Source organism: Aliterella sp. E5.1 (assembly GCF_057473825.1).
In genome coordinates, this window is sequence record NZ_JBYCCV010000017.1 from 18743 (window position 1) to 33163 (window position 14421).

General features: G+C 43.9%; 11 protein-coding genes. 2 read left to right on the forward strand and 9 right to left on the reverse strand.

Going from position 1 to position 14421, the window contains the following annotated elements:
- Nucleotides 1–100: 100 nt before the first annotated feature.
- Nucleotides 101–691, reverse strand: coding sequence for a DUF3038 domain-containing protein (locus tag AC2VE5_RS08685; RefSeq protein ID WP_486887363.1), 591 nt, complete (start codon nucleotides 689–691; stop codon nucleotides 101–103).
- Nucleotides 692–915: 224 nt separating this feature from the next.
- Entirely contained in the window at nucleotides 916–3294 is a 2379-nt protein-coding gene (locus tag AC2VE5_RS08690) for an endonuclease MutS2 (protein ID WP_486887364.1), read from the reverse strand.
- Between the two features lie 165 nt (nucleotides 3295–3459).
- Here AC2VE5_RS08690 and AC2VE5_RS08695 point away from each other — a divergent pair, with 165 nt between their 5' ends.
- Nucleotides 3460–4623 carry a GuaB3 family IMP dehydrogenase-related protein gene (locus tag AC2VE5_RS08695; protein ID WP_486887365.1) on the forward strand — a complete coding sequence of 388 codons (1164 nt, stop codon included), beginning with the start codon at nucleotides 3460–3462 and terminating at the stop codon, nucleotides 4621–4623.
- A gap of 150 nt (nucleotides 4624–4773) precedes the next feature.
- Here AC2VE5_RS08695 and AC2VE5_RS08700 read toward each other — a convergent pair whose 3' ends face one another.
- From AC2VE5_RS08700 to AC2VE5_RS08730, 7 genes are all read right to left on the reverse strand, one after another.
- Nucleotides 4774–6447 carry a GspE/PulE family protein gene (locus AC2VE5_RS08700; protein WP_486887408.1) on the reverse strand — a complete coding sequence of 558 codons (1674 nt, stop codon included), beginning with the start codon at nucleotides 6445–6447 and terminating at the stop codon, nucleotides 4774–4776.
- Between the two features lie 229 nt (nucleotides 6448–6676).
- A complete protein-coding gene (locus AC2VE5_RS08705; RefSeq protein WP_486887366.1) occupies nucleotides 6677–7960 on the reverse strand; it encodes a dihydrolipoamide acetyltransferase family protein in 1284 nt (427 codons plus the stop codon).
- A gap of 109 nt (nucleotides 7961–8069) precedes the next feature.
- Complete coding sequence (locus AC2VE5_RS08710; protein ID WP_486887367.1) at nucleotides 8070–8519, reverse strand: YlqD family protein; 450 nt, start codon at nucleotides 8517–8519, stop codon at nucleotides 8070–8072.
- A gap of 35 nt (nucleotides 8520–8554) precedes the next feature.
- Nucleotides 8555–10471 carry an AMP-dependent synthetase/ligase gene (locus AC2VE5_RS08715; protein WP_486887368.1) on the reverse strand — a complete coding sequence of 639 codons (1917 nt, stop codon included), beginning with the start codon at nucleotides 10469–10471 and terminating at the stop codon, nucleotides 8555–8557.
- 98 nt (nucleotides 10472–10569) lie between these two features.
- The gene (locus AC2VE5_RS08720; protein ID WP_486887369.1) at nucleotides 10570–11214 is read right to left on the reverse strand and encodes an HAD-IA family hydrolase; all 645 of its coding nucleotides are present in this window, start codon (nucleotides 11212–11214) and stop codon (nucleotides 10570–10572) included.
- Complete coding sequence (locus AC2VE5_RS08725; RefSeq protein WP_486887370.1) at nucleotides 11211–11852, reverse strand: DUF2238 domain-containing protein; 642 nt, start codon at nucleotides 11850–11852, stop codon at nucleotides 11211–11213. The genes AC2VE5_RS08720 and AC2VE5_RS08725 overlap by 4 nt, the downstream gene beginning before the upstream one ends.
- 251 nt (nucleotides 11853–12103) lie before the next feature.
- Nucleotides 12104–13300 (reverse strand): NAD(P)/FAD-dependent oxidoreductase, encoded by a 1197-nt coding sequence (locus tag AC2VE5_RS08730; protein WP_486887371.1) that lies wholly within the window; start codon nucleotides 13298–13300, stop codon nucleotides 12104–12106.
- A 241-nt stretch (nucleotides 13301–13541) separates the two neighbouring features.
- Here AC2VE5_RS08730 and AC2VE5_RS08735 point away from each other — a divergent pair, with 241 nt between their 5' ends.
- Nucleotides 13542–14240, forward strand: coding sequence for a pirin family protein (locus tag AC2VE5_RS08735; protein ID WP_486887372.1), 699 nt, complete (start codon nucleotides 13542–13544; stop codon nucleotides 14238–14240).
- The last annotated feature ends 181 nt before the right edge of the window (nucleotides 14241–14421 follow it).

The following is a 14421-nucleotide window of genomic DNA, read 5'->3' on the forward strand; positions in this document are numbered from 1 at the left end:
GCCAATGAGTTCAAGAGTTGGAAATTTTTTCGATTGAGCTTTAGAGCTTAAAGTTATTTCCTTAAAATTATTAAGGAGATGGCGATCTTAAAAGCTAGAGCTAGGTTTGGGTACGGTCTAAAAGTGCTAACCACAAACGCCGATGACCTCCAGGACCACTATAAAACAGCAAATCTACTAAAAGTTTGAAAGCAAGTTGAGTCAAATTGTCTGTAGAAACGTGGCTATCCTCTTCCATACGTTCTAGGTAGGTATTATTAAAAGCATCCAGATATTCTCCAAGCATTGCAGTTTTGTGAGGTTCGCTGTTATTTTGAGAGACTTGTTCGAGCAAGTCGATGGCGCGACGGATTTGCTCTTGGTGCTGTTTGGCAAGATAGCAGCTAATTAAAACAAGACTTCGTGCTTCTTCTACATCTAGCTTTTTTCGTCCACCTTCACCTTTGCGTAATGGATTTGATTGGCGCAACCGCCATAAGGTCACGCGGTCGGGTATTTTTGATTCCAGATTCAGCGCTAACGCGGCTTGCAGCATGGCCTCAGACCCAATACCTGCTAAGGACTCCAACGCTAACAGCACCAAATCTAACTGAGTTTTGATGTTGTCTAGTTGGGTGGAGTCAGGCTTGGTGCGGCTTAGATCGTCCCAAGGAGGAGATGACCCAGCGCTAGAATGCGTATCTTTAAGCATATAAGCTAAGACAGGTATCGATAGAGTTGTTACCTATTTTGAAACCAGACTTCTTTACAAGAAATTTGGTTTCTAATAGCATAATCTGTCAGCTTACCCCTGTCAGCTATTCATGCCTCCGTATAAACATTTATACTGTTTGTTTTGTTACTTAAAAAGCTTTTTTTACTCAAGTTGAGCTATTGTTTCTATGGCGATCGCGCTTATTTATAAAGAATTGTTCGCTAATCTATATAAGCTACCGTGACACCCGTACCGCCATCAGCTTTTTGAGCATCTTCATAGCGGCTAATTCTGGGGTGCTGGTGCAAAAATTCGCGAACGCCTTGCCGCAATTTCCCCGTCCCGTGTCCGTGAATAATCCACAGTTGCCCTATAGCGGTCGAAATTGCATCGTCTAAAGTCCTTTCCGCATCAGCAACTCGACTACCACGCAAGTCCACGGTATTTTTGGAAGTCCGAATCACTGGAGTTGGAGGAGTTTCTGCGGGTTTTTCTTCAATTACTTCTGGTTTTTTCTTTTTAGGAACTACTGGTTTTTCACCGTCCAATGATTCAATATCTGCTAGCTTGACAGTCATTTTCATCATCCCAAACCGGACAATTAGCTCTCCATCGTCACTAGGAGCGCTTAACACCTCCGCCGTTTGTCCTAACCTAGGAATGCGGATGCGATCGCCTATTTGTGGTTTGAATCCGGCTTTTGGCTTTGGCTGCGGTGCGACATAATGAGCGGCAATTTGATTAATGTCATTAGTTGCTTGCTGTGCGTCAGTGGCTGTCACCGTACCTTTTTGCAGGCGGCGAATTACTTGGGCGATTTCTCCTTTAGCTTGGGCGATCGCATTTTGCACGGCGACATCTTGAGAGGCGCGTAATTCTTGTTCTCTCGCTTGCAAGGCTGCGGCTTTTGCCGATACTTCTTGATAAAAACGTTCGGCTTGTTCTAATAATTTTTGAGCTTCGGTGGCTTTTGTTTCCTGACGTTTTCTTTGTGCTTCTAACCCCGCAATTATCTGATTTACATCGTCATTTGCGCCACCTATATGCTTTTTTGCTTCCTCAATTACTTCTAGTTTTAATCCCAGGCGTTGGGCAATAGTTAGAGCGTTAGAACGTCCTGGAATCCCCCACAGCAGCCGATACGTGGGCGAGAGGCTGATTTCGTCAAACTCTACCGAGGCATTCTCAAAGCGATCGTCTTCGTATTTTAGAGCTTTAAGTTCGCCAAAGTGGGTTGTGGCAATGCTCAATTGGGCATTGTTGGCTAAGTATTGCAATAAAGCAATTGCTAAAGCGCTGCCTTCTACGGGATCTGTTCCGGCTCCCACTTCATCTAAAAGTACCAATGATGAGCTTGGTTCGTCTATGGCAGTTAATATGCGGCTAATCCGGCGAATATGACCTGAAAACGTAGACAAGCTTTGCTCTAGCGCCTGTTCGTCGCCGATATCAGTTAATACCTGCTCAAACCAGGGAATTTCGACTGGTTCACGCGCCGGAATAAATAAACCCACTTTTGCCATCAAAGCGGCTAAACCCAAGGTTTTGAGGGTGACAGTTTTACCGCCTGTATTGGGACCTGTAATCGTCACAACGCGGAGGTGCGGCGCAATGAATAGATCGACAGGAACAACATTGCGATCTTGTTCGTGTTGCTGCTGCCAGACTAATAATGGATGGCGCAACTGACGCAAATTGATACTTTCGCCATCGCTGCGATTGATAAAGCGGGGAGGATTGGCTTTTAGCCAGAAACTATAACGAGCGCGAGCAGTGGCAAGATCGATAATAGTTGCGATCGCCAGCAATCTTTCTAAGTCTGTACTAACTTCGGCGACTTGCTTAGTCAAAATGCGGCGAATGGCTTCTTCTTCAGCTTGTTCTTTGCGGACTAATTGCCGTAATTGGTTGCCCAAAGGGACAATGCTATTGGGTTCTACATACAGGGTTGCGCCGCTAGTTGATGTATCGTGAACTATGCCTGGAATAGCATCTTTTTGGGGTGCTTTGACCGGAATAACAAAGCGATCGCCTCTAGTGGTAACTAACTGTTCTTGGACAGCATTGGCGTGGCGTTGTAAAATGTTTTGCAGCGAACGATTTATTTGAGTTCTAAGCTGTTTTATTTGGGTACGCAAATCGCCTAAAATTGGACTTGCGCGATCGGTTACTTGTCCTCGTTCGTCAATACACCGATGAATTTCTTGCTCTAATTCTGGATAAGTCCTTAGCTCAGAGACTAATTGCGTCAATACTGGCATATCGGACTGATTATCGATATAACGCCGCAATTGCCTAGCACCAAATAAAGTAGTAGCGATTGCCAGTAACTCACTTCCAGCTAAAAGTCCCTGTAACTGCGCCCTTGCTAAAGAGTCGCCAATATCTTGAATGCCATCAAAAGATAAACCCGTAGTTAGCCGAGTTTCTAAGTTGTATACTTCTTTTGTCTGAGCTAATAATTCTTCGCTCTGTACTTGTGAAGCTGGAATTTGAAGATTACGCGCAGCAACAGAGCCGAGTTTAGTTGCTGCGAAGGTAGATAAATGCTGACAAAGACGCGACCATTCTAATAGTTCTAGAGTCTCAGATTGGATCAAGGCTTACCTGTAAAATCGCAACTAAAGGTGTTGAGAAAGCTGTTTGGAAAAAACAATTCTACTTTGATTCTAGCGGATACAGCTATAGCTAGGCATGGTCAAGCACCAACGCCCCGCAATTTGATACGCTAATTTAAACAGAATCGGAAGTGGGATAAAACAAAAGTGGATATTGAAATTGGGCGGGGTAAAACAGCAAGGAGAGCTTACGGAATCGATGAAATTGCTTTAGTACCAGGCAATAGAACCCTAGATCCGACTTTAGCAGACACCAAATGGCGAATTGGTAATATCGAGCGAGAAATTCCGATTATTGCGAGTGCCATGGACGGCGTGGTAGACGTTCGCATGGCAGTATTATTATCTGAACTTGGCGCATTGGGGGTACTCAACTTAGAAGGCATCCAGTGCCGCTACACCGATCCCAAGCCGATTTTAGAGCGCATCAGTTCGGTGGGCAAAGATGAATTTGTCGGCTTGATGCAAGAATTGTACGCCAAACCCATCGAGCCGCAATTAATCGAGCAGCGCATTAAAGAAATTAAGCAACAAGGGGGAATCGCCGCCGTCAGTGCTACCCCAATTGGAGCAACAAAATACGGCGAAATGGTGGTAAAGGCGGGAGCAGATTTATTTTTTGTCCAAGCAACAGTAGTTTCTACTGCTCACTTGTCACCCGAATCTGTTACACCCTTAGACTTGGCGCAATTTTGCCGAGAAATGCCCATCCCAGTAATTTTGGGCAACTGCGTTACCTACGAAGTTACTCTCAACCTAATGAAAGCCGGAGCCGCCGGAGTGCTAGTAGGAATTGGACCTGGAGCCGCTTGTACTTCCCGTGGAGTCTTGGGTGTGGGCGTACCCCAAGCTACGGCGATCGCCGATTGTGCGGCGGCGCGTGACGATTACTTTCAAGAAACCGGAAATTATGTCCCAGTAATTGCCGATGGCGGTTTAATCACTGGAGGGGATATTTGCAAGTGTATTGCTTGCGGAGCCGATGGAGTAATGATTGGTTCGCCCTTTGCTAGAGCCGCCGAAGCCCCCGGAAATGGCTACCATTGGGGCATGGCAACACCGAGTCCAATTTTGCCACGGGGGACGCGCATCCGGGTAGCAACTACTGGAACTTTAGAGCAAATTTTGCGCGGACCAGCTTTATTAGATGATGGTACTCACAACTTGCTGGGAGCCTTAAAAACCAGCATGGGAACATTGGGGGCAAAAAATCTTAAAGAAATGCAGAGTGCGGAAGTGGCGATCGCTCCTTCTCTACTTACAGAGGGCAAAGTCTACCAAAAAGCTCAACAATTGGGTATGGGCAAGTAAGCAAGATCCAACTATTGATTGTTGAAAAAATCGTAATTGTCATCCAGCAAAACCATTTACTGTCGCTTACAATAGGGGAGACGGAAAAAATATTTTTCCGTTCACTCCTCACACCACATTCCGCCCAATTAATATTGGGCGGTTTCTTATTTAATTTACTGAAACTGATGCCTCAATCCGACTTTGCAAGTCTTTGCTAGAGGTGTTTCTATTTAGCGAACTACGCGGCAATACGCGCATAATTTCTTCTACAGTAGTTAATCCACTGGTGACTTTCTCAATTGCTGCCACTTTAAAAGAAGCAAAACTAATATTTTTGAGGTATTGATGCAATTGAGTAATACTACCTTCGTAAATAATCTCTTGCACGGTTTCATCAATATCTAGCAACTCTACAATCACTTCGCGTCCCAAGTAGCCAGAATTGAAACAAGCTTGGCAACCAACCCCTTTGCGCCATATCCCAAATTTTTGCTGCAAGCCCAAAATCTTCAAATCCATTGAAGTCGGCGTATAAGGAGCCGCACAGTGAAAGCAGACGCGACGCACGAGGCGCTGGGCAACTATTCCCAGCAATGCGTCGCTAAGTAAAGCCGGATCGGGACCAATATCTTTAAGCCTGGGAATTGCCCCCACAGCATCGTTAGTATGCAAGGTAGTCAATACCAAGTGTCCAGTTAAAGCGGCTCTGACTGCCGTTTCTGCCGTTTCCGCATCGCGGATTTCTCCAACCATGATTACATCTGGGTCTTGGCGCAAAATTGCCCGCAGTCCCGCCGCAAAGGTCATACCCGCCGCTTCATTGACTTGAGTTTGAGTTATGCGGGGTAATAAATACTCTACCGGGTCTTCTACCGTAACTACATTAATATGCTCGTTAGCAACCATTTGTAAACTGGTGTACAAAGTGCTAGTTTTTCCCGAACCTGTGGGACCTGTAAGAATAACCATTCCTTGGGGTTGCTTCAACCAGCTTTTGTAAATCGCTAAGGTTTCTTGAGAAAAGCCTAAATTGTTGATGTCAGAAAACGGATTTTTTCTAGGTAGCAAACGGATAACAGCTTTTTCCCCATTGACACAAGGAAGGGTGCTGACCCGCATATCCATGCCTAGCTCGGTTTCTTGTTGCGACGCATATTTTTCCCCAATTCGTCCATCTTGAGGGCGGCGGCTGTCGGAAATATCTATACCAGACATGACCTTGAGCGCAACAATTACTCTGCGGCTAAGTTCGGCAGGCAGGATAGTAATATCGCGCAATACGCCATCAATTCGGTAACGGACTCGCAAGCCGTCTAACATTGGTTCTAAATGAATGTCACTAGCGCGGTTGCGTAAGGCTCCAGAAATGAGGGTTTTGATCCGCCCAATTTGATCGGCAGCTTTGGAAAGGTATAGTTCGGTGGTTTCGCTAATATTTTCTTGCTCGTATTCTCCTGTTAGAGGGTTGACTAAAGGAGCGGAGCTAAGGTTGTTGACGTTAAGATTTTGGGTATGAAACCAAGCCCGGTAGCTTTTGTCAGAAATAGGAATGACTTTTATTTGGCTGTAGGTGCGATCGCCCAAATTAGCAATTATTTCTGGACTTAAGTCAACTGGACTGCCTAAATAATAACAGCCACGCCACAACAACAAAGGAATTGCTGGCGGTAAAGAATTTCGATCGGGAAAGTGCCGCAAAAATCTTAAGCTCACATCCCGGTCAAGCATTGCTTCATTGACTGCACCTTGGTCGTTCACCAAAAGTTGCAGCGCTTGGGCGCAACTGATTTCTTGATTTTTTAGTTTTTGCCAAGCGGAGTTATTTGCGGGTGAAGGTTGCATATTTGTTGGTAAATTCACTCACTCAATCTAACTCTAATATAAAAATTTTTTATTGATACTACGACTTCACGATAAATTGATGCGATCAATTTATTTATAAATTTACCTTAGTAATGGTAGGAAAAAATTAAGGAATGCGATCGCCTAATCGCAAAAAATCCGATTCCACTTGGCAATAAAAAAGCTTGGAGCCTCAGCCCCAAGCTTTACAATCAATCTTAGTAATTATTTATTGAGTCAAAGACTGAGCGTTTGTTTCAATTAGCTTCGCCAAATCTTTCAAAAATGCCGCCGCCGTCGCCCCATAAATAATCCGGTGATCGCAAGTAATATTTACCTGCATTTGTTGCTTTACACCCATCATGCCATCTTTAGTTGCTACTACTTGACTTCGCGCCGCGCCAATAGCTAAAATCGAGCCTTGTCCGGGGGGCAAAATCGCATCAAAGCGATCTACACCAAACATTCCCAGATTTGACAACGTAAAAGTACCGCTATTGTATTCTTCTGGTTGCAACTGCTTGGCTCTAGCTTTTTCTACCAAAGTTTTCCAGTTGCGCGACAAAGAATAGATATCTAATTTATCAGCGTTTTGCAATACTGGTGTAATTAGCCCCCCATCATCCATCGCTACAGCTACAGCAATATTAATGTTGGGATGATAAACAATTTTTTGCTCCGAGTAGCTGGCATTGACTAAAGGATGTTTCTGTAAGGTTACAGCTACAGCTTTGGCAAGCAGCGCTGTCATGGTCACGCCTTTAGATTTAATCTGCTTGTACAGTACATCCAACACTTCGGTCGTAATTGTATAACCGACGTGAAAAGTTGGGACTTGCAAGCTTGCCATCATGTTGCGTACTACTGCGTTTTGCAGCGTGTTCATTGCCACTTCTTGACCAGGGGTGGCGGCGGCAACAACGGGAGCCGCTTGGGGCGTTTTTGGCGGCTGGGGAACCACAGGAGGCGGTGCTACAGGGGTGGATGTGGGTTGCTTGCTAGTATTTGCCGCCGCTTCCACGTCTTCGGCGACGATGCGCCCGTGAGGTCCGCTACCTGACAGGCTACTTAAATCGACTTTCATTTCTTTGGCTAACTTGCGGGCGCGGGGAGAAACCATAATTCTCCCATCCCCAACATTTGAGCCATTTGGCGAGGGAGCAGGGGCAACGACTGTACTTGTAATATCTGCTACTTGTTGCCCAGGAGACGTAGTAGCTTCAGCTTTAGCGGCGGGTGGAGTAGCTTGTTGCTTGGCGGTGGCAATTTCTGCTTCAGTTTCGGCAATTAGAGCGATCGCACTACCCACCGGAGCCGTATCGCCAGATTCCACTAAAATAGTAGCTATATAGCCTTCGTAGAAGGTTTCTACATCCATATCTGCTTTGTCTGATTCCACCACTACCACTGTTTCGCCTTTTTCTACTTTGTCCCCTGGCGACTTTACCCAAGAGACAATTTTGCCCTCAGTCATGGTAGAACTCAGAGCAGGCATAAAGACTTCGTGAATCATTTGTAACCTTGAAGCAATAAGCGATTAATTTTAATTATCTAAGAAGACTTGTATTGTGTCTTGCTCTAGGAGATAAGAGACGTTCCGATGGAACGTCTTGGTAGGGGAATTAGATATCTCCCCGAATTTCTTCTACCACGCCATCGCGCAAAAGAATTTCTACTTGCATTTTGCTAATGAGGTTGTCTCCAGGTTGAACGCTAAACAAGCCTTCAAGTTGAAACTGGTTCACTTCTTGATTCATCTCCAATAGCTGCACTTGCTGGAGGTTTTGCAAACTTTGATTTTTTTGCTCTAGTAGTTCGCTTTTTTTCTCATTAACCTGAATTTGGACGCTTTCAATTTGTTGCATTGTCTGCGGACCAGGTGGTTGCAAGCTTTGCTTTTGAATTTCTGAAATTGCTCTTTGTCCTTGCATTTCCAATTGTTGCAATTGACCGTCAACTTGGTTAATTTGAGCTTGCAATTGCTGCTGAATCTCGTCTTTCCAACGCGGAGTTACTACAGCTTTGACGTTAATTGGGCGTTTTAGGGTGAGTTGAGTGGGGGAAATATCCATAAAATCAAAGCACAATTACTACTTTTTAAATTGCATTAAGCAAACATCCTGTCAATAATATCCTGGTAGCGATCCATCACAACAGATCGTTTAATCTTCAATGTCTGGGTCATAGTGCCATTTTCAATTGAAAATGGTTCAGCTATTAGCTTAAACGTACTAATTCGCTCGTCAGGGCGATAACCAGGGCGATTTTGGACTTCTCGGCTCAACTCTTGGCGATATAAGTCAATAATTGCTTTGCTATCGAGGTTATTTGCCGAGAACTCTAGGTTTTGGGTAGTTGCCCATTGTTGCAAAGCGTCTTGGTTGGGGACAATTAAAGCGCCCAAAGATCGCATATCTTGCCCAACTAGCATAATTTGGTCGATATAAGGCGATCGCAAACAAGCGTTTTCAATTGGCTGCGGCTCGATGTTTTCCCCATTACTCAAAACAATAGTATCTTTAGCGCGTCCAGTAATAACTAAATCGTTTTGCCCCGAAACCCAGCCCAAATCTCCCGTATTAAACCAACCTTCAGGATTGATTGCCTTTGCCGTTGCTTCGGGATTTTTGTAATAACCTTGCATGACTTGATGTCCGCGAATCATGACTAAGCCTTTTTTGCCGACGCTGAGGGGTAAATGTGTTTCTAGCTCGACAATTTGCGTTTCGGTATTGGGCAAAGGTTGACCATCAGCGCCGCGTAAGTTACGCCAAGTGCGCCGCACGTGGGTAATGGGCGAAGTTTCAGTTAAACCATAACCGCCCAAAATATCAACGCCGATAATTTCGTAAAAATCCTCTAAATGCTCTGCAATAGAGCCGCCACCACTTACTAAAAACCTAACTCTTCCGCCCGTTGCTTCTCGTACTTGCTTGTATACTATTTTGTCTGCCAACTGATGAATTAAACCCAAAGGAATTGTCTGTATACCCGCCCAAATTTTTGCAAATATTGAGGGGGAAAGATTGTTTAAATCCAATCCTTGGACTACCCGACGACCAAGAATATAGCGTTGACTTTGGGCAAAGAAAAAGTTTATCAAGCGTTGCTTATTGGGAGGTTGCTCCCGAAATTGCTTTTGTACCCCTTCGTAGATAGATTCCCATAATCGCGGTACGCCAACCATATAGTAGGGTTGAAATTCTTTAAAGTCTTTTTTGACGTTCCGAATGTTAGTGTATATCTGCGTGCAACCGTGAGCGAGAATAAAGTATTCAAAACTGCGCTCGTAACAGTGCCAAATAGGTAAAATACTCATCACTACTTCCCCTGGCTGCGGTTCTACTACCGCACTCGCGCCAAAAACTTGGGATAGCAAGTTGCCTTGGCTAAGCATTACTCCCTTGGGCTGTCCCGAAGTGCCAGAAGTGTACATAAGCGTTGCTAGATCCTCTTTATGCCATTGCACGGGCTTTAAGGGACGATCTGCACCTAGGGCGATCGCACTTGCATAATTCAGGACTTTTGTATTGGCGATTTCTGGTGGCTGTTCGTCAGATAGTAAAATTGCTAGGTTTACAGGGAGTTTGCCCTCTGTAAGCAATTTTTGCAGTGTGGCTTTGTCTTGCACCACCAAAGCTATGCTATCGCTGTGAGAAAGGATATATAACAACTCCTCTCGGTCGGCTTGCGCTCCCCGCACCGCATTTACTGCGCCCGCAGCCATAATACCTTGATCGGCAACAAGCCAGCGTGGTTGATTCTCGGCAAATAACGAGATGCGATCGCCGGGCTTGATGCCTAATGCTTGCAATCCTGACGCAAACTGTTGAATCTGTTGATATAACTTGCTATAAGTTAAAACTACTTCGGGCTGGACGTGGGGATCTTTGAGCGCAATAGTATCGCCGAAGTTTTGATTGGCGATCGCCCAGATTTCTGGAATAGATTGTACGTTCTTGTAATCATCAGTGCGTTTTGAGGCGGCTTGCTTAGTTTTATCTGACGGGGAAGATTTCAACATAACTCAATCGCTAGATAAGTTAATACTTTCTATATACCTTACTCTTGGTTATGCTGAAAATAGTTAAGTTTGATGGACAGATTGATGAGTGGCTCTAGCTAGTTGCGTTTAATTAATATCGCTTTCAAACCCGCCTCCGAAGCTCCCTGATAATCTTCTTTAAAACTATCTCCAATGTGCCATGCGTCTGCTGCTAGACAATTGTGCTTATCTAAGCTGGCGTTAAAAATTTGCCGATCTGGTTTTGCGGCACAAACTTCGGTAGAAATAGTAATAGATGTAAAAAAGTCAATTAAATTGAGAGATTCTAAGACTAAATACAGCCGCGAATCAAAATTTGATATTACACCTAGTTCTATCTGGCGCTTTTTCCAGCGTTCGAGGTTAGGAATCGTATCGTCATATACAAACCAAGGTTCGGCGGTGGCAAAATGGCTGTAAAGTTGCTCAAAAAACTGAGAAAAATCTGCAAATTGGTTGACTACTCCTATTTGTTGAAATGTTTCTAAGGCTACAAGTTGCCACCATTCAAATTCATAATTAGGAATATCCTCAAGCTTTACTCCCGGAAATATCGGCGGGGGGGCAGCCGCAAAACTTTTTAGAAATGCAGCGTTTACTGCTTCATCAGATACTGTAACGCCAAATTTTCCGGCAATATCTGCATAAGCTTTGCCTACGCTGCCTTTGACTCCAAACAGCGTACCAACGGCATCTAAAAAAATTACTTTAGGCTGTTTCATGACGATCTAGCATTCAATTTTACAATAAAGAAACCAATTAATCCACCGATTAAGCTTACGCCCATGTCGTAAATAGTATCTGAGTAATAAAATGCAAATTTACCATAATTTATTGGCTTGCAGCAAACCCGCAAAAAATATTCAAAAAACTCATTTAAGTTCCCAATTAAACAGACTAAGCCTAGAATAAAAACTAAGGTTTGCCACCATTTTAGACTATGCCAGATATTTATATAAATAGGCAACAAAATGATTGTAACGCCTACAGATGAGCATAAGTGTTCTAATCGATTTAGCCAAAACCAAGAATAGGGGATAATATTTTTTTGAATCATCCAAGTTAGCCAAGTTTCGACGATCGGAAAGATCAATGCTGTTGTTAAATATAATCTGCGTTCGCTATTTGATAGTTTTGCTTCTAATTTGGAGAACTTAAAAATGAAAATTACTGCAAACCAAATACATCCTAGTAATACCCAATTGGAAAATACTGTTAAAGAAAATAAAATTGTTGAACTAGCAAATAGAATCCAAAACCAGTTAAATTTAACAACATTGACCATTTGCATATTTAAAAACAGGCAATATGCCTGTTTTAACAAAATTATAAGCGGAGTTAAAAAAAATCTAACTTCCACATCTCAACTTTTCCAAAACTTGATTGTTTAGAGAATTGATAAGTTTTTTTGTGAGTAGACAGCTACCAAATCCCTTTTTTAAAAGAAGGAAATATTATTTAGCCCCTTTAAAAAGCGGGATGAGTAAAGAAACGCAACTATTGCAAAAAGTCTGTGCGTCACGGAAATTCGGCTCAGCACTTTTTAATAAGGGCTACCAACCCTTAGACTTTCCTCTCATCTTTGTACAGCAACTTTTAGCTTTTTCCACCTCAATCGGTCAAACTATCAACAATTGGATGAGTAAGCCAATTTAACCCTACTTTCAATTGATGCCCCAAAGTAGGCATCCGGTAAAGATAGGCAAGGCGACGAGCAACATATGCTAAAGAGCCGTCTAGTTTTATTCCTAAACCAGCAAAAGTGGCGCTATTTGTGCCTAACGTCATCATCTCCCCTAGGTGTTGATAGCGGAAAGGCAGCAGAGGCTTACCCGTAAGCGAAGCCCAGATATTCCAACCGACATAATCGGCTTGTTGAAAAGCAGATTGAGCAGTATTTGGCACTTGCTTACCATCCGCATCAACGCAATCGACTAAATCGCCCAAAGCAAAGATTTCTGGATGTTCTATTACTTGCAAGGTGGTTGTAGTAGTAAGTTGACCGCGCCCGTTATGCTTGAATGGAAGACTTTGCACCACCGGATTTACCCGCGTCCCCACCGTCCAAATTACCAAGTCTACAGGAATCGTATCTACTTGATTTTTGTATTCTAAAGCGATCGCATCGTGAGTAATTGACTCTACTTTAGTTTCCAAATCGACCCATACTCCCCGATCTTCCAACGCCTTTGTTGCCGTTGTCCGGTTAAATTCTGGCGATGTCCGCAGAATTTGGTCGCTTAATTCTATTAGCCGCAATCTACCGCGCTCTTTCAAGCGTTCAGATAGCTTACACGCAAGTTCTACACCACTGTAACCCGCCCCTACAATAGCAACTCGAATTTTATCAATTTGGGAGCTTTCCAGCATTCGCAGCCGTTGTTCTAAGCTGTAGGCATCGGTAATAGTCCGAAATGGGAAGGCGTAAGAAGTCGCCCCAGAAACCATATCTAAAGGAGTTTCGCCTCCTAAAGCTAGTACCAGGCGATCGTAGGGAATTTCGCTGCCATCAAGTAAGTGGACTCGTTGCCTATCGGTATCAATGTCTGCGACTTCCCCTTGCAAGCAACGAATGCCTGTATTTGCGAAGATCTCTACAAAAGGCGGGGCAATTTCCCAAGTTTGTAGTTCTCCAGTCAGGAGTTCGTACAACAGAGGAGAAAATAGAAAGCGATCGCTTTTGTCTACTAAAACAATTTCTGGCTTTTGCGCTGCTTCCCAAGGTAGTTGGCTAAGACGCAGTGCTGTGTAAAGACCGCCAAAGCCTCCACCTAGGATACATATGCGTGCAGGTTGCTGGGTTGTCATAGAGCTAAGGAGGTTGAAAAAAGCAGTTGCTGGATATCTTCTTCCAAGATAGCAAGGCTGATTGAGGAGAGGAGAAAATATTTTCTCCTCTCTCTACCAATAATCTCTTGATGCCTCTTTTATTGGAGTTGCCAAGACTAAAAGGCGATCGCAGTTTTCTCCTGATGTTTGCGGTGCAAACAGTATAAATACATATTAAATAATTTAATGTTAAACTAAGTATAGTTCGAGGAAAAATCAAATGATTACAGTAAGACAAGCTCATCAACGCGGTCATGCTAATCATGGCTGGCTAGACAGTTACCATACATTTTCCTTTGCCAATTATTACGATCCCCAATACATGGGATTTCGCGACTTGCGCGTAATTAACGAAGATTGGATTCAACCAAGTGGGGGGTTTGGCGCTCACAGTCACCGCGACATGGAAATTATTACCTATGTACTGGAAGGGGCGCTAGAACACAAAGATAGCTTAGGTACGGGAGCGGTGATTAAACCCGGAGATGCCCAACGTATGAGTGCGGGGACAGGGATTACTCATAGCGAGTTTAATCACTCTACAACTGAGGCAGTTCATTTGTTGCAGATTTGGATTTTGCCGGACACCAAAGGAATTACGCCAAGTTACGAACAGCGCAACTTTCCAATAGACGAAAAACTAGGCAAACTGCGGCTAATTGCGGCAAAAGATGGGCGCGATGGGGCAGTCAAAATTCATCAAGATGTAGACTTGTACACCTCGGTTTTGAGGAATGGCGATTTCTTTGTTCACAATCTCCAACCCAACCGTTACGCTTGGTTGCAGGTAGCAAATGGCGAAGTCAATGTCAACGATTATGCGCTCAAAGCCGGAGATGCGATCGCGGCAAGCAAGTCAGAATCGCTCAATATCAGTACTGATACTGAGGCAGAAATCTTATTGTTTGACTTAGTTTAATCGATGTTACCCAAACTCTTTGTAGGGGCGCTACTGCCTTCCGCCCCTACCTTTGACGGCAAGTACACCTGAACGCATACGGCTCTCACTACTGCTAAAAGTGACCGGAGATAGATACATTAAAGCAAGAAAGTACATAAAAATTTAAGTATGGGTGAGAGTAACTCATCCGCTCTATCTA